Here is an 18,113-nt window from a genome sequence, read left to right as displayed (position 1 = left end):
GCGGCGTCGGCCGACGCGGAGGCCCGGTTGGCCTGCGCGGGGGCGCCTCCGCTCGGCGCACGGCCGCCGCCGTTCGGCGTACGGCCGCCTCTGCTCGGTGTACGGCCGACGTCGTCGCCGACCGCGGCGCGGGCGGCGGGGCTGGACGCGGAGGCCGCGCTGGCGTCGGATTCCGGCGAGGATTCGGCGCGGGTCTCGGCAGGCGTCACAGTCGGCGGAGTCTACCCGAGCGGGACATTCGCCCTGAAACCACGGCGCTGTCCTCTGTGGCGCGTGTCGCCCGGGCCGCCCCGAACCGCGCCGGACGCGCCGACGAGGTGCCGCATCCGGGTGATCGGACATCTCGTACTATGGCGCTTTCCGTAAGACCACGGCTGAGGCGATCGAGGGGGGGGTACAGGTGGCTCCAGTCCGCCGGCGCGGCAGCACGGCCACCACACTGCTGACCCTGCTGCTCGCCGTGACGGCGTGCGGCCCGGTCGCCGATCGGCAGCCCGACGACCTGCGGGTCGGGTACGACAGCCGGGACGGCGACCTGACCGTCTGGCCGGCGCGGGGCGCGCTCGCGAACGACGCCGCCGTGACCGCGGCGGTCACCGACGTGGTGCGCGACTGGCGCTCGCCGGCCGACGACCGGGTCCACCTGCCCACCTCCGGGATCCTCTGGTCGGGCGAGGTGGACGGCGCGCCGCTGGTCCTGGTGGCGGCGGACGTACCCGGTGAGAGCGCCTCCTGGCTGCTCCAGGTCACCGCCGAGGGCGGCCGATACTCGGTCACCCGCGCCGCCGAGTACACCGACCCCGGCTACCTGGTCTACTCCGACGTGCTGCCCGTGCAAACCGAGGCAGGGCGGCGCTACCTGACGTCGAGCCGGGTGGAACGCCTGCTCGGGCCGGACGGCCGCGCGCTGCGCAACGTCGACGGCCTCACCGAGCCGGTGGACGTGCCGGCCTGTCGGGCCGTCGGGGTGACCGCCACGCTGAGGGCGACCGAGTCGCTGCCCCGGGGCCGGGCCGCCGACCGGTTGCTCGACCTGGGCACCGGCACCACCGACCCGCGCTATCCCCTCGTCCGCGACGAGAGCGGCTCCGGCAAGCGGGCCCTCAAGGGGCTCGACACCTGCGTACTCGCCGGCGAGGAGGGCCCGTTCGGCAGCGTCCCCCGCCGCATCGGCGACCGGGACGCGCCGCGTTCGGTACCGTCGTCCTGGCCGATGGCGAAGCTGGCCATCCGCACACTGGGCGAGGTCGCCCTCGGCGGCGGCGAGCCGGCGGAGTTGGAGCAGCTCAGCTGGGAGACCGCCGACGGGACGATGACCGCCGTGGTCTACCGCCCCTCCGACGGTGGCGCGCCGCTGGTCTCCGCCGCCGACCGGTCCAACCCGCTGCAGGCGTACGCCCTGCCGGTGCCCGGCCAGCCGCTGGGGGTGCTGAGCTGGCGGGCCACCCGGGACAGCTCGCTGTCGACGCCGCCGGACACCCCGCGCCTGGTGGACCGCCCGGGCCTCGTCGTGGTGCCGATGCCGACCCGCTCGGAGACGTTCAGCCTGGCCGGCCCGGAAAAAACCCACTACCGCTCCCTAACCCCCCACTAACCCTCCCTCCCCCCGCCCTCCCCCTCGCCCCTCGCCCCCTCGCCCCTCGCCTCGTCGATCTTGCACTTTCTGCCCCGGCACAACGGGCATCCGAGGCATATCGAGGGCCGAAAGTGCAAGATCGACGCACAAGGGTGGGCGGGGGCGGGAGAGGGCGGGAGGGGTGGGGTGGGGAGGTAGGCGGTCAGGAATCGAGAAGCGTGGGGGTCGGGGCGTGGCTAGCGTGACCGGCATGGACATCACCATCCACACGTGTTTCCTTCCGCACGTCGACCCGGACGCGTCAGTGGCGTTCTACCGCGACGTACTCGGCTTCGAGGTCCGCAGCGACGTCGGGCAGGGCAGGATGCGCTGGATCACGGTCGGCCCCGCCGGTCAGCCCGGCACGTCCATCCTCCTGGCGCCGCCGGCCGCCGACCCCGGGATCACCGAGGACGAGCGCCGCACCATCACCGAGATGATGGCCAAGGGCACCTACGGCTGGATCCTGCTGTCGACCCGGGACCTCGACGGCACCTTCGAGCGACTGCAGGCGGGCGACGCCGAGGTCGTCCAGGAGCCGACCGAGCAGCCGTACGGCATCCGCGACTGCGCCTTCCGCGACCCCGCGGGCAACCTGGTCCGCATCCAGCAGCTTCGCTGAGCGGTCCGGTTCCCCGACGGGAACGCACGCCTTCCGGGCCGCCTGGTTCGCCGCCCGGCCGTGACGCCCTGCGCCGGACACCGACATCTGCCCGCACCCCGCCCCGCGACCGCCAGGTGATCCAGGTGCTCGCGCCGCCCCGCCCCGCCATGCCACGCCCCAGCCACGCCATGCCCCCGCCCAGCCACGCCACTCCCCCGCCACGTCATGTCCCCGCCCAGCCACGCCACGCTCTCGCCCCGCCACGCCATGGCCAGCCATGCCACGCCACGCTCCGCCCCGCCACGCCATGCCCTCGCCCCGCGATGCCCAGCCACGCCATGCCCCGCCCCACCACGCCATGCCACGCCCTCGCCACGCCGCTCGCGCGGACCCGACGGAAGGAGTTCCCCATGTGCCACCCCTCGTGGGGGCGCGCACGCCTCGCGGCGCAGCGCCTACGCGACCTCGCCCGGCTGCGTCGCGTCCGTGACCGCATCGACCGCCGGTACGCGCAGCCGCTGGACGTCGAGGCCCTCGCCCGCGAGGCGCAGATGCCGGCCGGTCACCTGAGCCGCCAGTTCCGGCTCGCCTACGGCACCTCGCCGTACGGATACCTGATGGCGCGCCGCGTCGAGCGGGCCATGGCGCTGCTGCGTCGCGGCGACCTCAGCGTCGCCGAGGTCTGCCTCGCGGTCGGCTGCTCCTCGCCCGGCGCCTTCCGCGCCCGCTTCACCGTGCTGGTCGGCATGCCGCCCGGCCTCTACCGGCGCCGGGCGGCCCAGGGAGACGGCGTCGTTACGCTGGCACCCACGCCCTGACGTGTGACGAGCGACGACTCGTCGCGGCCTGCCCGGACGCCGCTGCCACCGGCCCAGCCCACGAGCCGACGACGAGACAGTCCCGACCACCAACGACGGGGAGCAGCCCCGACACCGACAACAGGACAGCTCGACCGCCGACAACAGGGGCGACCCCGACTACCAACAACAGGACAGCCCGACCACCGACAACGAGGGCGACCCCGACCACCGGACAGCCCGACCACCGACGACAGGACAGCCCGACCGCCGACAACGGGGGCGACCCCGACTGCGGGCAGCGGGAGCAGCCCTGACCGCCGGCAGCGGGGGCAGACCCGACCGCCGGCAGCGGGGGCAGACCTCGATGGGGCGGCCACACCGTCGACGACGGGGGTCGCCGCCGGCGGACCGATTGACCGGTGAGCCTTCCCAGGGGGAGGGCTTCCACGACGTGACTGGAGGAAGCATGACGGACGCCCCGCCGCGTGGGCTCGAGGAGAGGCTGCGGGACACCCGCGCGAAGCTGGAGAACGAGATCGACCTCTGGGTCGCTTCGGCGGGCTCCCCGGACGGCGTCCACCTGGTGCCGCTGTCGTACCTCTGGGACGGCACCGCGTTCCTCGTCTCGACGCCGCGCACCTCGGTCACCGCACGCAACCTGCTCGCCGACGCCCGGGTGCGTCTCAGCCTCGGGCCGACGCGCGACGTCGTCATCGTCGACGGCACCGCGGAGCCGGTGGACCTCGCCGACCTCGACCCGGGGACGGGCGACGCGTTCGCCGCCAGGACCGGCTTCGACCCGCGCGAGCTGGACGAGCGCTACCAGTACTTCCGGATCCGGCCGCGACGCGTCCAGGCCTGGCGGGAGGCGAACGAACTGCGCGGACGGGTCCTCATGCGCGACGGCCGCTGGCTCGGCTGACCGCCGCGCGAGCACTCGCCCGGCGACCGCCGCCCCGGAGCACCCCACACACGGCCGGCCGCCACACCCGAGACATCCGACCGCCGCTCCGAGCACCCGCGCACGGCCACACCCGAGACACTCGGCCGGCGACCGCCGCCCCGGAGCAACCCACGCACGGCGGGGCCGGCCACCGCGCACGAGACATTCGACCACCGCTCCGAGCACCCACGCACGGCCGGCCGCCGTACCCGAGACACTCGGCTGCCGCAGATCGACGCACCCGGCCGGGCGGCGCGCGGAACGCCGTCGGCCGAGCGCAGGTGTCCGACGGGAGTCGGCGCGGCGGTAGGGCGGAGACACCGACGGCGGGCAGCCCACCGGGCCGCCCGCCGTCGTGCGGTACGTCAGCTCTGCGCGGTGGCGTCGTCGGCGGCGATGACCGGCTCGACGGGCTCGACGTCCAGCCGGGAGATCCAGCCGGTGACGTCGCGGGCCACGTCCTGCGCGGTCAGGCCGAGGTCCGCGAGGATCTGCGCGCGGGTGCCGTGCGGGTGCCAGTCGGCCGGTACGCCCAGGTCCTTCAGCGGCACCCGGACGTCGGCGTCGCGCATCGCCTGGGCGAGGGCGTCGCCGACGCCGCCGACGCGGACGCCGTCCTCGACGGTGACCACGAGCCGGTGCCCGGCGGCCAGCTCGACCAGCTCGGCCGGGACCGGGCGGACCCAGCGGGGGTCGACCACGGTGACGCCGTAGCCCTGCTCGGCGACCCGGGCGGCCACCTCCATGCCGAGTTGCCCGAAGGAGCCGACCGCGACCAGCAGCACGTCGGTACGCGCGGACTCGGCCAGCACGTCGACCGTGCCGACCCGGCGCACGGCCGGCAGGTCGGCGGCGACGGCGCCGGTCGGGAACCGGACGATGGTGGGGCCGTCGTCGACGGCGACCGCCTCGCGCAGCTCCTCGCGCAGGGTGGCGGCGTCGCGGGGCGCGGCGATCCGCAGGCCCGGCACGACGCCGAAGACGGACATGTCCCACATGCCGTAGTGGCTCGGCCCGTCGGGGCCGGTGATGCCGGCCCGGTCCAGCACGAAGGTCACCGGCAGCCGGTGCATCGCCACGTCCAGCAGGACCTGGTCGAAGGCGCGGTTGAGGAAGGTCGCGTAGACCGCCACCACGGGGTGCAGCCCGCCGAGCGCCAGGCCGGCGGCCGAGGTGGCCGCGTGCTGCTCGGCGATGCCCACGTCGTAGACCCGGTTCGGGTGCTTGCGGGCGAGCTTGGCGATGCCGGTCGGCTCGGCCATCGCGGCGGTGATGCCCACCACGTCGGGCCGCTCGTCGGCGATCGCGACCAGCTCGTCGGCGAAGACGTGGGTCCACTTGACCGACGGGGCGGCCAGCGACTTGCCGCTCTCGGCGTCGAACGCGCCCGGGCCGTGCAGGCAGTCGGCCTCGTCCTCCTCGGCCGGGCGGTAGCCGTAGCCCTTGCGGGTGACGGCGTGCACGATCACCGGGCCGCCGAAGTGCTTCGCCGCGCGCAGCGCCGACTCGACCGCGGTCACGTCGTGGCCGTCGACCGGGCCGACGTACTTGATGCCGAGGTCCTCGAACATGGCCTGCGGGGCGACGGCGTCCTTGATGCCCTTCTTGACGGCGTGCAGCACCTCGTACATCGGCCTGCCGACCAGCGGGGTGGAGCCGAGGGCGTCCTTGACGGTGTCGAGCACCTTCTCGTAGCCGGGGTTGAGCCGCAGCGAGGAGAGGTGGTCGGCGAGGCCGCCGATGGTCGGCGCGTACGACCGGCCGTTGTCGTTGACCACGATCACGAGCGGGTTGCCGGCGGTGGCGATGTTGTTCAGCGCCTCCCAGCACATGCCGCCGGTGAGCGCGCCGTCGCCGACCACCGCCACGACGCTACGCTGCTCGCCCCGCAGCGCGTACGCCTTGGCCAGGCCGTCGGCGTAGGACAGGGCGGTGGAGGCGTGCGAGTTCTCGATGAGGTCGTGCTCGCTCTCGGCCTGGCTCGGGTAGCCGGAGAGCCCGCCGCGCTGGCGCAGCCTGTCGAAGCCGGCCTGCCGGCCGGTGAGGATCTTGTGCACGTACGCCTGGTGGCCGGTGTCGAACAGGAGCCGGTCGCGCGGCGAGTCGAAGACGCGGTGCATGGCCAGCGTCAGCTCGACCACGCCCAGGTTGGGGCCGACGTGGCCGCCGGTGCGGGAGACCTTGGCGATCAGGAAGTCACGGATCTCGGCGGCGAGGATGTCCAGTTCCTCGGCGGACATCCGCTTGACGTCCTGCGGACCCCGGACGGTGGCCAGCAGCCCGGCGTGGTGGACCGTGTCCTCTTCAACACTCATGACGGAAGAGTCTATCGGCCGTCGCACAGTCCGCAGTCTGGCCGGGACGATCCCCGCCCCGCCGGGGGCGCTGAGCGCCCGGTCAGACCCCGGTTCGCTCCCGTCAGCCGCGGATCCGCAGCCGGCGGGGGGCGGCGGCCGGCGCGCCCCGGAACGCCGGCCCGGACGGGGTCCAGGAGCCCAGCACGGCGGCTCGGGTGGCGCCGGTCACCGACGGCAGCGCGCCGGGCAGCCCGTGCCAGGAGAGCCAGCCCAGTAGCGCGAACGCGTACGCCTCCTTGGCCTGCGCGGGCACGCCCAGCTCGTCGGTGGTGCGCAGCCGCCACCGGCCCGACCCGAGCGCGGCCAGCCGGCCGGTCAGCGTCGGGTTGCGCACCCCGCCGCCGGCGGCGACCACCTCCGTCACGCCGTGCCGGTCGCACTCGGCGGCCACCACCCGGGCGGTCAGCTCGGTGAGGGTGGCGAGCACGTCGTCGGCCGGCACCGCCTCGCCGAGGGCGGCCAGCCGGGCGTCCAGGTAGCCGGCGTGGAACAGTTCCTTGCCGGTCGACTTGGGCGGCGGCTCCGCGTAGTACGGCTCGGCGAGCAGCGCCGCCAGCAGGCCGGGGTGCACCCGACCGGCCGCCGCGCGGGCGCCGTCGAGGTCGCAGGGCCGGCCCAGCAGGCGGCGGGCCGCCGCGTCGAGCAGCGCGTTGGCGGGCCCGACGTCGTACCCGAGCACCGGCGCGCCCGGCGCGAGGACCGTGAGGTTGGCGATGCCGCCCAGGTTGAGCGCGGCGCGCGGGGCGGCGCCGTCGGCCGGGTCGAGCAGCAGCGCGTCGAACGCCGGGACCAGGGGCGCGCCCTGCCCGCCGGCGGCGACGTCCGCCGAGCGCAGGTCGCTCAGCACGGGTACGCCGACCCGGGCGGCCACCCGCGCGACCGCGCCCAGTTGCAGGGTGCCGTGCGCCCGGCCGTCGGCGACCCAGTGGAAGACGGTCTGCCCCGGGGAGACCACCGCGTCGGCCGCGCCGCCGGCCAGCTCGACCCCGACCGCCGCCGCCTCGGCGAAGACCTCGCCGAGGCGGTTGTCGAGCCGGCAGACCGCCTCGATCGTCGTGTTCCCGGGCGGCAGCAGCGCGCCGATCTCGGCGCGCAGCGCGTCGTCGTAGTCGAGCCCGCGGTGCCCCAGCGGGCGCAGCCACAGCGTGTCGCCCTCGACGGTGAACTCGGCGGCGGCCACGTCCACCCCGTCGTACGAGGTCCCCGACATCAACCCGACGATCTTCATCGGGTCAGGCTAGCGGTCCGCTCGCCCCGGGCGGCAGGAGCAGACCCACCAGCTCGACGTGCTGGGTCATCGGGAACAGGTCGAAGCCGCGCAGCCCGGCCAGCCGCCAGCCCAGCCCGGTGAAGGTGCGCACGTCGCGGGCGAAGGCGGCCGGATCGCAGGCCACGTACGCGACCGCGCGCGGGCCGGCGGCCACCACGTCCCGCACCACCCGGGCGCCCGCGCCGGAGCGCGGCGGGTCCAGCACCACCACGTCGACCGGGCCGGTGATCCGGCGACGGGCGAGCGCGGCCTCCACCCGGGCCGGCACGATCTCGACGCGGGACAGGTCGCGCAGGTTCTCCCGCGCCGCGGCGACGCCCTGCTCGGCCGACTCCACGAGGGTGACCCGGCCGGCGTCGCCGACCCGGCCGGCCAGTGCGGCGGCGAAGAGCCCCGCCCCGCCGTAGAGGTCCCAGGCGCGCTCCCCCGCACGCGGGTCGGCCAGCTCCAGCACGGCGTCGACCAGGGTGTCGGCGGCGGCCGGGTGGACCTGCCAGAACGACGAGGCGGGCAGCGCCCACTCCCGGCCGGCGGCGACCTCGCGGACCCGCTCCGGGCCGCTCACCGGGCGCGGCACCCCGTCGGCGACGGCGGTCACCGCCACGTCCCCGCCGGTGGAGGCGACCGTCTCGACCGCGTCCGCGTCCGGCCAGCGCGCCCCGCTCGGGGCCAGCACGGGCAGTTCCCGGATCGCCGGGTGGGCGATCAGGCAGCGGTCGATCGGCACCACCTCGTGCGAGCGGTGCTTGAGCAGCCCGGCCCGGCCGGCCCCGTCGACGGCGTACCGGACCCGGGAGCGCCAGCCGAGCGGCCCGCCGGGCAGCGCCTCGACCCGGACGCCCAGGGCGTCCACCTCCGCGTCGGTCAGCCCGCCCAGGCGGGTGAGCTGCTCGCGGACCACCGCGGCCTTCCAGTCGAGCTGGGCGGCGGGGGCGACGTGCTGCAGGTCGCAACCGCCGCAGCGACCCGGCTTCGCGTACGGGCAGGGCTGCTCGACGCGGTCCGGGGCGGCCTGGAGCACCGTGACCGCGTCGGCCCGGACGAAGCCCTTGTGCACCTCGGTGACCTCGGCGACCACCCGCTCGCCGGGCAGCGCGTGCCGGACGAAGACCACCTGGCCGTCCACCCGGGCGACGCAGTGCCCGCCCGGGGCGACCGCCCCGACGGTCAACTCGACCCGCTCGGCCTCCTCCAGACCTCGGCCGTCACGTGCCCCGGTCACCGCTCGCCTCCACCACTCGGGCCGCCCTCGCCGGGCGGCGCGGACACGACGGGCGGGACGCTCGGCGGCAGGGTGCCGCGCGGGGCGACCCGGGGGCCGCGGGCCGGTCCCCGGCTCAGCGTCGCGTCCAGCCGGTCCAGGTCCTTCGTGGCCGTCGAGGCGAGCTGCCACGGCACGCTCGTCACCATCACGCCCGGCTCGAAGAGCAGCCGGCCCTTGAGCCGCAGCGCGCTCTGGTTGTGCAACAGGTTCTCCCACCAGCGCCCCACCACGTACTCGGGGATGAAGACCGTGACCACGTCGCGGGGCGACTCCCGGCGGACGCCGGCCACGAAGTCGAGGATCGGGCGGGTGATCTCCCGGTACGGGGAGTCGACCACGGTCAGCGGGACCGGCAGGTCCCGCCGCTCCCACTCGGCCTGCAACTCCCGGGTGTCCTTGTCGTCGACGTTGACGGTCACCGCGGTCAGCGTGTCCGGCCGGGTCGCCCGGGCGTACGCGATGGCCCGCAGCGTCGGCTTGTGCAGCTTGCTGACCAGCACCACGGCGTGGTTGCGGGCGGGCAGCACGGCGCGGCCCTCGTCCGGCGGGGTCAGCTCCTCCGCGACCCGGTCGTAGTGCCGGCGGATGGCCAGCATCAGCACGTAGATCACCGCCATCGCGGCGATCGCGATCCACGCCCCGAGCAGGAACTTGGTGATCAGCACGATCACCAGCACCGTGCCGGTCATCGCCATGCCGAAGGCGTTGATCGCCCGGGACCGGAGCATCCGCCGGCGCGCCTGCGGGTCCCGCGCGGTCCTCAGGTGCCGGTTCCAGTGCCGGATCATGCCCGCCTGGGAGAGCGTGAACGAGACGAAGACGCCGACGATGTAGAGCTGGATGAGCCGGGTCACCTCGGCCTGGAAGCCGACGATCAGCACGATCGCGGCGACGGCCAGGAAGAGGATGCCGTTGGAGAAGGCCAGCCGGTCGCCCCGGGTGTGCAGCTGCCGGGGCAGGTAGCGGTCCTGGGCGAGGATCGAGCCGAGCACCGGGAAGCCGTTGAACGCGGTGTTCGCGGCCAGGAAGAGGATCAGCGCGGTGATCCCGGCCACCACGTAGAGCAGCGCGGAGCCGGAGCCGAAGACCGTCTCGCCGAGCTGGGTGGTGACGGTCTTCTGCACGTACCCCTCGGGGCCGGAGACGATCTGCAGCTCCGGGTCCTCGACGAACTGCAGGCCGGTGAGCCGGGACAGCCAGATGATGCCGACCAGCATCGCCACCGAGATGGTGCCGAGCAGCAGCAGCGTGGTGGCGGCGTTGCGGCTCTTCGGCGCCTTGAACGCCGGCACCCCGTTGGAGATCGCCTCCACGCCGGTCAGCGCCGCGCAGCCCGAGGAGAACGTCCGCAGCAGCAGGAAGACCAGGGCGAAGCCGGTCACGCTGTGCTCGGCCTGGATCACCAGGTCGGCGCTGGGGGCGCGCAGGTCGTCGCCGAGCACGAAGACCCGGACCAGGCCGGTGAGCAGCATCCCGACCATCACGATGATGAAGCCGTAGGTGGGGATCGCGAAGGCGGTGCCGGACTCCCGCAGGCCGCGCAGGTTGACCGCGGTGAGCAGCACCACGGCGCAGACCGCGATCAGCACCTTGTGGGTGGCCACGTACGGCACCACCGAGCCCAGGTTGGCCACGCCGGAGGAGACCGAGACGGCGACCGTCAGCACGTAGTCGACCAGCAGGGCACTGGCCACCCCCACGCCGGCGCGGGGGCCCAGGTTGACGGTGGCGACCTCGTAGTCGCCGCCGCCCGAGGGGTAGGCGTGCACGTTCTGCCGGTAGCTGGCGACGACGGTGAGCATCACCACCACGACCGCCAGGGCGATCCACGGCGAGAAGAAGAACGCCGAGGCGCCCGCGATGGAGAGGGTCAGCAGGATCTCGTCCGGCGCGTACGCCACGCTGGAGAGCGCGTCGGACGCGAAGACGGGCAGCGCGATGCGCTTGGGCAGCAACGTGTGCTTGAGCCGGTCGGACCGGAACGGTCGACCGAGGAGCAGCCGCTTCAGCAGCGAGGTGGGTCTGGCCACAACCGCCAAGAGTACGACCACCCGGGCGGTGGCCGCGGGGTGGCCGAGCACGCGGCCGCGCACCGGCGGGGTACCGTCGGTCCCCGCCCCCGCCGGCGGCATGGCAGGCTCGCAGACGGCACGCTCACCGGTCGGGCGGTTGCGCACCTTGAGGAGGGACGCGGTGCATGTCGTGATCATGGGTTGTGGCCGGGTCGGCTCGACCCTCGCCCACAGCCTGGAGTCCCGGGGTCACTCGGTCGCGGTGATCGACCACGACTCGGACGCCTTCCGCCGGCTCGGCCCCGAGTTCGCCGGCATCACGGTCACGGGCGCCGGTTTCGACGGCGAGGTGCTCCGGCAGGCCGGCATCGAGCGGGCGGACGCCTTCGCGGCGGTCTCCAGCGGCGACAACTCCAACATCATCTCGGCCCGGCTGGCCCGCGAGACGTTCGGCGTGTCCCGCGTCGCGGCCCGCATCTACGACCAGCGCCGGGCCCAGGTCTACGAGCGCCTCGGCATCCCGACCGTGGCGACCGTCCGGTGGACCGCCGACCGGATGCTGCGGCACCTGGTGCCGGAGGGGAACGTGGAGATCTTCCGCGACCCGACGAGCACGGTGTCGATCGTCGAGGTGCCCGTGCACAAGGACTGGGTCGGCCGGTCGTTGCGCACCCTGGAGGAGGCGACGGGAGCCCGGGTGGCCTACCTGATCCGCTTCGGCATCGGGACGCTGCCGACCGTCTCCAGCGTCGTGCAGGAGGGTGACCAGATCTTCATGCTGGTCACCGACGACATCGCGGGGTCGGTCACGTCGGTGGCGGCGACGCCGCCGGAAGGAGGGCTCTGAGCATGCGCATCGCCATCGCCGGCGCCGGCAACGTGGGCCGCTCGATCGCCCAGGAGCTGATCGACAACGGCCACCAGGTGATGTTGATCGAGCGCCAGCCCAAGATGCTGCGGCCCGACCGGGTGCCGGCCGCGGAGTGGGTGCTGGCCGACGCGTGCGAGCTGGCCAGCCTGGAGGAGGCCAACCTCGCCGGCTGCGACGTGGTGGTCGCGGCCACCGGCGACGACAAGGTCAACCTGGTGGTCTCCCTGCTGGCCAAGACCGAGTTCGCGGTGCCCCGGGTGGTGGCCCGCGTCAACCGCGCCGAGAACGAGTGGCTCTTCACCGAGCAGTGGGGCGTCGACGTCGCGGTGAGCAAGCCGCGGGTGATGGCCGCCCTGGTCGAGGAGGCGGTCACCGTCGGCGACCTGGTCCGGCTGATGACCTTCCGGCAGGGCGAGGCGAACCTCGTCGAGATCACCCTGCCGCCGACCGCGCCGTACGTCGGGCAGCCGCTGCACGCGGTGCCGCTGCCGCGCGACTCCGCGCTGGTGGCGATCCTGCGCGGCAAGCGGGTGCTGGTGCCCAGCCCGGACGACCCGCTGGAGGCCGGCGACGAGTTGATCTTCGTCTGCACCGCCGAGGTCGAGGACACCGTCCGCGCGGTGGTGCTCGGGCCCGACAGCGTGGAGCGCACCCGCGGGCAGCGCTGAGGGCGACGCCCGGCCCTGCGGCGGGCTGAGGGCTGAGCGCACCGCCCGGCCCCGCCCGCGCGGCGGGCTGAGGGCGGCCCCGCGCGGCGGGCTGAGGGCGGCCCTGGGAGGGGCGGTCGGCCGCGCGGCGAGCGCGGCGGTCAGCCGCCGGGCAGCGCCTCGGGCTGCGTCTCCCGGGTGACCCGCCGGACCGTCCAGACCGTGATCAGCAGCAGCAGCACGTACGGCGGGTAGCCCAGCGCCAGCCGCGCCACGCCGAGCGCCGTGTCCTGGTGGGCGAGGTAGAGCGCCGCCTGGACGCCCACCTTGGCCAGCCAGACCACGCCCCAGAGCACGGTCAGCCCGGTGAAGGTGCGCACCAGGCGCGGGTCGTCGCGCCACTCGGAACGGCCCTTGGCCACCAGCACCGACCAGATCCACCCCACCAGGGGCTGCCGGATCGCCGCCGAGACCAGCAGGGCCAGGCCGTAGCCGATGCCGTAGAGGATGCCGGGGAGGTAGAAGTCGCGCTCGTCGCCGGTGCGCCAGGCGATCGCCGCGCCGACGGCGATGCCGACGAGCCCGTTGACCGCGTGCCGCACCGGCCGCCGCTGGGCCAGCCGGAGCCCGGCGATCACCAGCGCCACCGCCACCGCGGCGATCACGGCGGGCCGCAGCTCGCCGACGATGTTGGCCACCACGAAGACGACGACCGGGATGCTGGACTCGACGAGGCCGCGCCAGCCGCCGAGCTGGTCGGCCATCTGCTCGGCGAGGGTGGGCAGCTGCTCCTCGTCCTCCGGGCCGCTCTCCGGCTGGGCCGCCCGGTGCTGTCCGGTCGTCATCGCACGCCTTCCGTCCGCCGCGCCCACCGGGTCACTTCGGCGGTTCCAGCTCGTAGTACGGGTTGTAGATGACCTTGCGGTCGTCGCGCACGGCGACCCGCCCCCGGGCGGTCAGGTGCCGGCCCGGCTCGATGCCGGCGATGTGCCGCCGGCCCAGCCAGACCAGGGTGACCACGTCACTGCCGTCGTAGAGGTCCGCCTCCAGCGTGGGCAGGTTGGTGCGCGGGGTGTAGACCACCGTGCGCAGCCGCCCGGAGACCGAGACCACCTGGCCGCGCATGCACTGCCCGGCCGGCACGCCACCGTGCTCGGCGCTCTCCCGGAGCAGCTCCTGCGCCTCGATCTCCGCCTCGCTCGCCGTGAGCCGGCGCAGCATCCGGCGCAACGAGCCCCGGTCCTCGTCGGTCGACATGACCTCCGCGTCACCCTCTCCACGCTGGCCGGCAGGTGCCGGCTCGGGCCAGGCGCCCGGCGACGCCGGGACCGTCCCGCCAGCGTACGCCGACGGGGCCGGCCCCGGCTCCTGCGGTGACTCCGGTCAGGCCTCGCGGGGCCCGGGAGCGGGGTTGCCGCCCTGGGCCGACGCGCCGGCGCCGGCCTGGTCGGCGACGTCGCGGGGCAGGCGCAGCGGCAGCGGCTCGCGCACCGGCTTCGCCTCCTGGCCCCGGTCGACCACGAGCCCGTCGAGGCACTCGGCGAGCGGCCCGGCGGCGGCCGGGTTCGTCGCCGCCGCACCCTGGTAGACGCCGCGGACCATCCAGCGCGGCCCGTCGATGCCGACGAAGCGCAGGTCGGTGATGCCGTCCGGAGTGCGCACCCGGGCGTGCAGCTCCGTGCCGTACTCGCCCTGGACCTCCTGGGCCGCCGCGCCGTCGTTGAACAACGACTGGCGGATCTCCTCGCGCACCTCGTCCCAGATGCCCTCGGAGCGCGGCGCGGCGAAGACGCCGAGCTGGAGCGCGTTCTCGCCGTGCACCAGCACGACCTGCTGGATCACGCCCTCCGGGTCGGCCTGCACCCGCACCTCGACGTCGCGCACCGCCGGGATCTGCAGGCTGCCCAGGTCGAGCCGCGGCACGTCGGAGGGTGCCTCCGAGACGTCGTACGGGCCGCGCGCCGGCGCCGCCGGCCCGGGAGAGTCGAGGACCTCGGTCGTCCGCTCGTCACGAGCGTTCCGTCGGGCATCGTCCCGCTTACGGGAGAAGATCACTGCGCCAACCCTCCGCTGTTCGCACTCACCCTGCCACCTCTTCTTCCGTCCGTCCGCCCGCCCGGTGCGGCTCGTCCCGCCGGCCGGCGGGCACGCCCGGCGCCGGCACGTCCGCCGGGGACGCCACCAGGCCGGCGTGTCCGCCGGTGGAGCCGTGCCCGCCGGTCCCGCGCCGGGACGCGGGCAGCTCGGCCACCGGCTGGAAATCCGCCCGCGCCACCCGCTGGACAACGAGCTGGGCGATCCGATCGCCACGGGAGATCTTCGCCGGCACCTCCCGATCATGATTGATCAGGTTGACCAGGATCTCACCCCGGTAGCCGGCGTCGACCGTACCGGGCGCGTTGAGCACCGTCACGCCGAGTCGGGCCGCGAGCCCCGAACGGGGGTGGACCAGACCCACGTAGCCCTCGGGCAACGCGATGGCCACGCCGGTCGGGACCAGGGCCCGGCCGCCGGGCGGCAGCTCGACGTCCGCGGCGGCCACCAGGTCGGCCCCGGCGTCACCGGGATGGGCGTACGCCGGCAGCGGCAGCTCCGGGTCGAGCTGCCGTACGGGCACGGGTACGACGTCGGTCACGGTTCCCCTCTTCCGTCCGGTTCGTGGGGTGACCCTGACATCCTGCCGGTTCCGCCGGCCGCCGTGCGCCGTACCCTGGCAGGAGTGAGCATGTCGCCGTCCTCGTCGTCCCCGGCGCCGCCCGTCGCGGCGCCCCCGGAGCACACCGAGCGGCTCAGCCTGCCCTGGTGGCTGTGGCTGGGCGGGCTGGCCGCGGCCGCGCTGCTGGCCGTGGAGCTGTGGATGGGCGCGCCCGGCGTGCGGGCCTGGCTGCCGTTCGCGGTGCTGCTGCCGGCGGCCGTCGCCGGCATGGCCTGGCTGGGCCGGATCCGGATCGCGGTACGCGACGGCGAGCTGCGGGTCGACGACGCCCGCCTGCCGGTCCGGTACGTCGCCGACGTCGTCCCGCTGGACGCCGCCGGCCGGCGCGAGGTGCTCGGCGTCGGGTCCGACCCGCTGGCGTTCGTGGTGCAGCGGCCGTGGGTCCCGGGCGCCGTCCAGGTGGTGCTCGACGACCCGGCCGACCCCACCCCGTTCTGGGTGGTCAGCACCCGCCACCCCGTCGAGCTGGCCGAGGCGGTCCTGGCCGCCCGCGACGCCGCCCGCCCCTGAGCCACCGCGCCCGTCGCGGTCCTGGGCGGTCAGGCGCTGCCGCCGGGCAGGGCCGGTCGGCCGCCGGGCAGGGCGGCCGACTGACGGCGCAGCTCGCCGCGCAGCTGGTCGGCCATCGTCCGGGTGGCCCGGCGGTTGAGGTAGCTCGCCACCGCCGCCCCGGTGAGGAAGGGGCCGAGCGTGGTCAGGTTGCGGCCGAAGCGCTTGAGCAGCATGTCCCGCAGTTCCTTGCGGGCGGCGGTGCCGAGCACCGCGCCCACCCCGACCCCGGGCATCATCGGGTTGATCCCGCGCTGGCCGGCCCAGGACTGCACCAGCGCGACCGCCCGCTGGGTACCGCCGGTCGGCACCGGCACCCCGTAGACCTCGTGCAGCTCGCCGATGAGCTTGAGCTCGACGGCGACCACGGCGACCGTCTCGGCGGCCAGCAGGACCGGCGCGGAGAGCAGGGCCGGGGCGACCGCCCACTCGACCGCGGCGACGCCCCCGCCCGCGGCGCCGATCCCCGCCGTCGTCCGCGCGGCGTTGCGGACCAGCCGCTCGGCCAGCGCCTCGCCCTCCAGCCCGTCGAAGTGGCGGCGCAGGGTGGCCAGGTCGCGTACGGGCACGTGCGGGGCGATCTCGGCGACCGTGTCGGCCATCCAACGGACGGCTCTGCGCGGCTTGAACAGGTCACCCAGCCCGCGCGCCCGCGCCTGACCGGCGAGCCGGCCGAGCAGTTGCCGCCGGCGCGACGTGCCGATGTCGTCGGCGGTCAGCGCGGCGACGGTGGCACCGAGCTCGTCGTCGGCGCCCGACCCGGACACGCCGCCGTCGCCGGTGCCTGGCTCGGACACAGCGCCGTCGCCCGGCCCGGGCACGCGGTCCTCACCCGCACCCGGCTGTGGCCCGGCGCCGTCACCCGCGCCCGGCCGGTGCACGGCGTCGTCGGCCGGGCCCGGGGCGCGGTCGGGCACGTCCTCGGCGCGGGTGGTGTCCGCGCCCCGCGACTCGCTCCGCTCACTCATGGGTCGACCTCCCGGATGGACTGACGCCGATGTGGCGGTCACCCGTCACGAGTCAAGCAGGTCCCCCGACGTACCGCACGGCGACTCGGGCAGCGGCGGCCCCGCGATGGAGCCGCCGCTGGAGCGGGCGTGGCGTCAGACGCACTCGCGGCAGATCAGCTCGCCGTTGCGCTCGACCGCCAACTGACTGCGGTGGTGCACCAGGAAGCACCGGGCGCACCGGAACTCGTCCTGCTGCATCGGCAGCACCTTGACGGTGAGCTCCTCGTCGGCCAGGTCGGCGCCGGGCAGCTCGAAGCTCTCGGCCACCTCGGCCTCGTCGACGTCCACGGCGCCGGACTGTGAGTCGACGCGCCGAGCCTTGAGCTCTTCCAGGCTGTCCTCGCCGAGGTCGACCTCGTCGCGACGCGGAGCGTCGTAGTCGGTGGCCATCGGTTTCACTCTCCCATATCGATGTTGTCGCTTCCGGTTGTAACGCCGGACGACGCTGTTTCGGTTCCGCTGGCCGGCCACCACTTGTGTCGGTCACCCGACCCGAAGACAGCACGGACGGAGACCCCCCGGAGGAACCCCCAGCGAGCGCGGAACCATACCCCCCCTTTGGGCGAGGCATGTATACCGCCCTCGTGGCTGAGATGTACGCCCCCGCACGCGAAGTTGTTCCCAATGTGACTCAGGCGACACGAAGATAGGGGTAGTAGTACCCGGTTCCCGGATGGCGCGCCGGCATGTCGGACTGTTTCCACGCGACGGTCGGACAACCGTTAACCTCAGCGGCGTACTCGACGGCCGGCGGGGCGGCCCGACCGCCGACGGCCGCCGCCACCCACCACTGTCCGGGGAGCGCCCTGATGAGCTTTGCGCGAGTGCGAGCACTCGTTGTCGTCGGCCTGCTGGCGGTGCTGGCCCTGGTCTTCGTGGTGGTCGCGCTGGTACGCGACACCCAGGGCGAGGCCAGTCTCGCCGGAGGATGCCCGGAGGGCTGGCCACTCGCCGACGTGACCCTGCGCGAGCCCAAGGACGTCAAGATCAATGTGTTCAACGGCACCGACCGGATCGGCCTGGCCGGCGCCATCGCCGACGACTTCCGCAACCGCAAGTTCCAGGTGAAGAAGACCGCCGACGAGAAGAAGCAGATCGACGACGTCGCCGTGCTGCGCTACGGCCCGAAGGGCGTCGGCTCGGCGCACCTGCTGCGGGCGTACTTCCTCGACGAGGCCGAGTACGAGTACGACGCCAAGCGCACCGACGACGTGGTCGACGTGGTGCTCGGCAGCGGCTTCCAGCAGCTGGCCACCACCACCGAGGTCAACCAGTCCCTGGCCGACCTCGGGCCGCCGCAGGCGCACGACGGCTCCTGCCCGATGCGCGGGGACTGACCGGAGGCGGCGTACCCGTCCGGCCGCGCGGCGCCCCCGCGCGGCCGGAGGCCTCCGGCCCGCCTCGCGCGGCGCCCACGCACGGGTCGTACGTTCCGGCTCCGTCCGCTCGCAGAGA

At 74.8% G+C, this 18,113-nt stretch carries 18 protein-coding genes; 8 read left to right on the top strand and 10 right to left on the bottom strand.

The window, feature by feature from the left end; genetic code table 11:
• Nucleotides 1-400: 400 nt before the first annotated feature.
• The 4 genes from ACWENR_RS23000 (at nucleotide 401) to ACWENR_RS22985 (ending at nucleotide 3,941) form a co-directional block, all read left to right on the top strand.
• Nucleotides 401-1,594: a hypothetical protein gene (locus ACWENR_RS23000; RefSeq protein WP_452279040.1), complete on the top strand. Its 1,194-nt coding sequence runs from the start codon at nucleotides 401-403 to the stop codon at nucleotides 1,592-1,594.
• Nucleotides 1,595-1,826: 232 nt separating this feature from the next.
• Entirely contained in the window at nucleotides 1,827-2,237 is a 411-nt protein-coding gene (locus ACWENR_RS22995) for a VOC family protein (RefSeq protein WP_452279039.1), read from the top strand.
• Between the two features lie 392 nt (nucleotides 2,238-2,629).
• Entirely contained in the window at nucleotides 2,630-3,037 is a 408-nt protein-coding gene (locus ACWENR_RS22990) for a helix-turn-helix transcriptional regulator (RefSeq protein ID WP_452279038.1), read from the top strand.
• A 448-nt stretch (nucleotides 3,038-3,485) separates the two neighbouring features.
• On the top strand, nucleotides 3,486-3,941 hold the full coding sequence (locus ACWENR_RS22985) for a pyridoxamine 5'-phosphate oxidase family protein (RefSeq protein ID WP_452279037.1): 456 nt from the start codon (nucleotides 3,486-3,488) through the stop codon (nucleotides 3,939-3,941).
• Between the two features lie 386 nt (nucleotides 3,942-4,327).
• Here the strand turns inward: ACWENR_RS22985 and dxs are convergent, their stop codons facing one another.
• From dxs to ACWENR_RS22965, 4 genes are all read right to left on the bottom strand, one after another.
• Nucleotides 4,328-6,277 (bottom strand): 1-deoxy-D-xylulose-5-phosphate synthase, encoded by a 1,950-nt coding sequence (gene dxs, locus ACWENR_RS22980; protein WP_452279036.1) that lies wholly within the window; start codon nucleotides 6,275-6,277, stop codon nucleotides 4,328-4,330.
• 103 nt (nucleotides 6,278-6,380) lie between these two features.
• A complete protein-coding gene (locus ACWENR_RS22975; RefSeq protein WP_452279035.1) occupies nucleotides 6,381-7,547 on the bottom strand; it encodes an anhydro-N-acetylmuramic acid kinase in 1,167 nt (388 codons plus the stop codon).
• Between the two features lie 4 nt (nucleotides 7,548-7,551).
• Complete coding sequence (locus ACWENR_RS22970) at nucleotides 7,552-8,811, bottom strand: class I SAM-dependent RNA methyltransferase (RefSeq protein ID WP_452279034.1); 1,260 nt, start codon at nucleotides 8,809-8,811, stop codon at nucleotides 7,552-7,554.
• Nucleotides 8,808-10,883 (bottom strand): APC family permease, encoded by a 2,076-nt coding sequence (locus tag ACWENR_RS22965; protein ID WP_452279033.1) that lies wholly within the window; start codon nucleotides 10,881-10,883, stop codon nucleotides 8,808-8,810. The genes ACWENR_RS22970 and ACWENR_RS22965 overlap by 4 nt, the downstream gene beginning before the upstream one ends.
• Before the next feature lie 163 nt (nucleotides 10,884-11,046).
• Here ACWENR_RS22965 and ACWENR_RS22960 point away from each other — a divergent pair, with 163 nt between their 5' ends.
• The gene (locus ACWENR_RS22960; protein WP_452279032.1) at nucleotides 11,047-11,712 is read left to right on the top strand and encodes a potassium channel family protein; all 666 of its coding nucleotides are present in this window, start codon (nucleotides 11,047-11,049) and stop codon (nucleotides 11,710-11,712) included.
• Nucleotides 11,713-11,714: 2 nt separating this feature from the next.
• The gene (locus tag ACWENR_RS22955; RefSeq protein WP_452279031.1) at nucleotides 11,715-12,404 is read left to right on the top strand and encodes a potassium channel family protein; all 690 of its coding nucleotides are present in this window, start codon (nucleotides 11,715-11,717) and stop codon (nucleotides 12,402-12,404) included.
• Nucleotides 12,405-12,544: 140 nt separating this feature from the next.
• On the opposite strand, the gene ACWENR_RS22950 is transcribed toward ACWENR_RS22955, so the two are convergent.
• The 4 genes from ACWENR_RS22950 to dut form a co-directional block, all read right to left on the bottom strand.
• On the bottom strand, nucleotides 12,545-13,228 hold the full coding sequence (locus ACWENR_RS22950) for a DUF3159 domain-containing protein (protein ID WP_452279030.1): 684 nt from the start codon (nucleotides 13,226-13,228) through the stop codon (nucleotides 12,545-12,547).
• A gap of 31 nt (nucleotides 13,229-13,259) precedes the next feature.
• Nucleotides 13,260-13,640 carry an OB-fold nucleic acid binding domain-containing protein gene (locus ACWENR_RS22945; RefSeq protein ID WP_091096453.1) on the bottom strand — a complete coding sequence of 127 codons (381 nt, stop codon included), beginning with the start codon at nucleotides 13,638-13,640 and terminating at the stop codon, nucleotides 13,260-13,262.
• Nucleotides 13,641-13,766: 126 nt separating this feature from the next.
• Nucleotides 13,767-14,438, bottom strand: coding sequence for a DUF3710 domain-containing protein (locus tag ACWENR_RS22940; protein WP_452279029.1), 672 nt, complete (start codon nucleotides 14,436-14,438; stop codon nucleotides 13,767-13,769).
• A gap of 25 nt (nucleotides 14,439-14,463) precedes the next feature.
• A complete protein-coding gene (gene dut, locus ACWENR_RS22935; protein ID WP_452279028.1) occupies nucleotides 14,464-15,018 on the bottom strand; it encodes a dUTP diphosphatase in 555 nt (184 codons plus the stop codon).
• A gap of 90 nt (nucleotides 15,019-15,108) precedes the next feature.
• Here dut and ACWENR_RS22930 point away from each other — a divergent pair, with 90 nt between their 5' ends.
• The gene (locus tag ACWENR_RS22930) at nucleotides 15,109-15,609 is read left to right on the top strand and encodes a DUF3093 domain-containing protein (protein ID WP_452279042.1); all 501 of its coding nucleotides are present in this window, start codon (nucleotides 15,109-15,111) and stop codon (nucleotides 15,607-15,609) included.
• Between the two features lie 29 nt (nucleotides 15,610-15,638).
• Here the strand turns inward: ACWENR_RS22930 and ACWENR_RS22925 are convergent, their stop codons facing one another.
• Both ACWENR_RS22925 and ACWENR_RS22920 read right to left on the bottom strand, forming a co-directional pair.
• Entirely contained in the window at nucleotides 15,639-16,616 is a 978-nt protein-coding gene (locus ACWENR_RS22925) for a hypothetical protein (RefSeq protein ID WP_452279027.1), read from the bottom strand.
• Between the two features lie 135 nt (nucleotides 16,617-16,751).
• A complete protein-coding gene (locus ACWENR_RS22920) occupies nucleotides 16,752-17,048 on the bottom strand; it encodes a DUF4193 domain-containing protein (protein WP_007075406.1) in 297 nt (98 codons plus the stop codon).
• A gap of 434 nt (nucleotides 17,049-17,482) precedes the next feature.
• Here ACWENR_RS22920 and ACWENR_RS22915 point away from each other — a divergent pair, with 434 nt between their 5' ends.
• A complete protein-coding gene (locus tag ACWENR_RS22915; RefSeq protein WP_452279041.1) occupies nucleotides 17,483-17,995 on the top strand; it encodes a LytR C-terminal domain-containing protein in 513 nt (170 codons plus the stop codon).
• The last annotated feature ends 118 nt before the right edge of the window (nucleotides 17,996-18,113 follow it).

Source organism: Micromonospora sp. NPDC004336, assembly GCF_053602615.1.
This window is presented reverse-complemented; position numbering and strand designations above follow the sequence as displayed.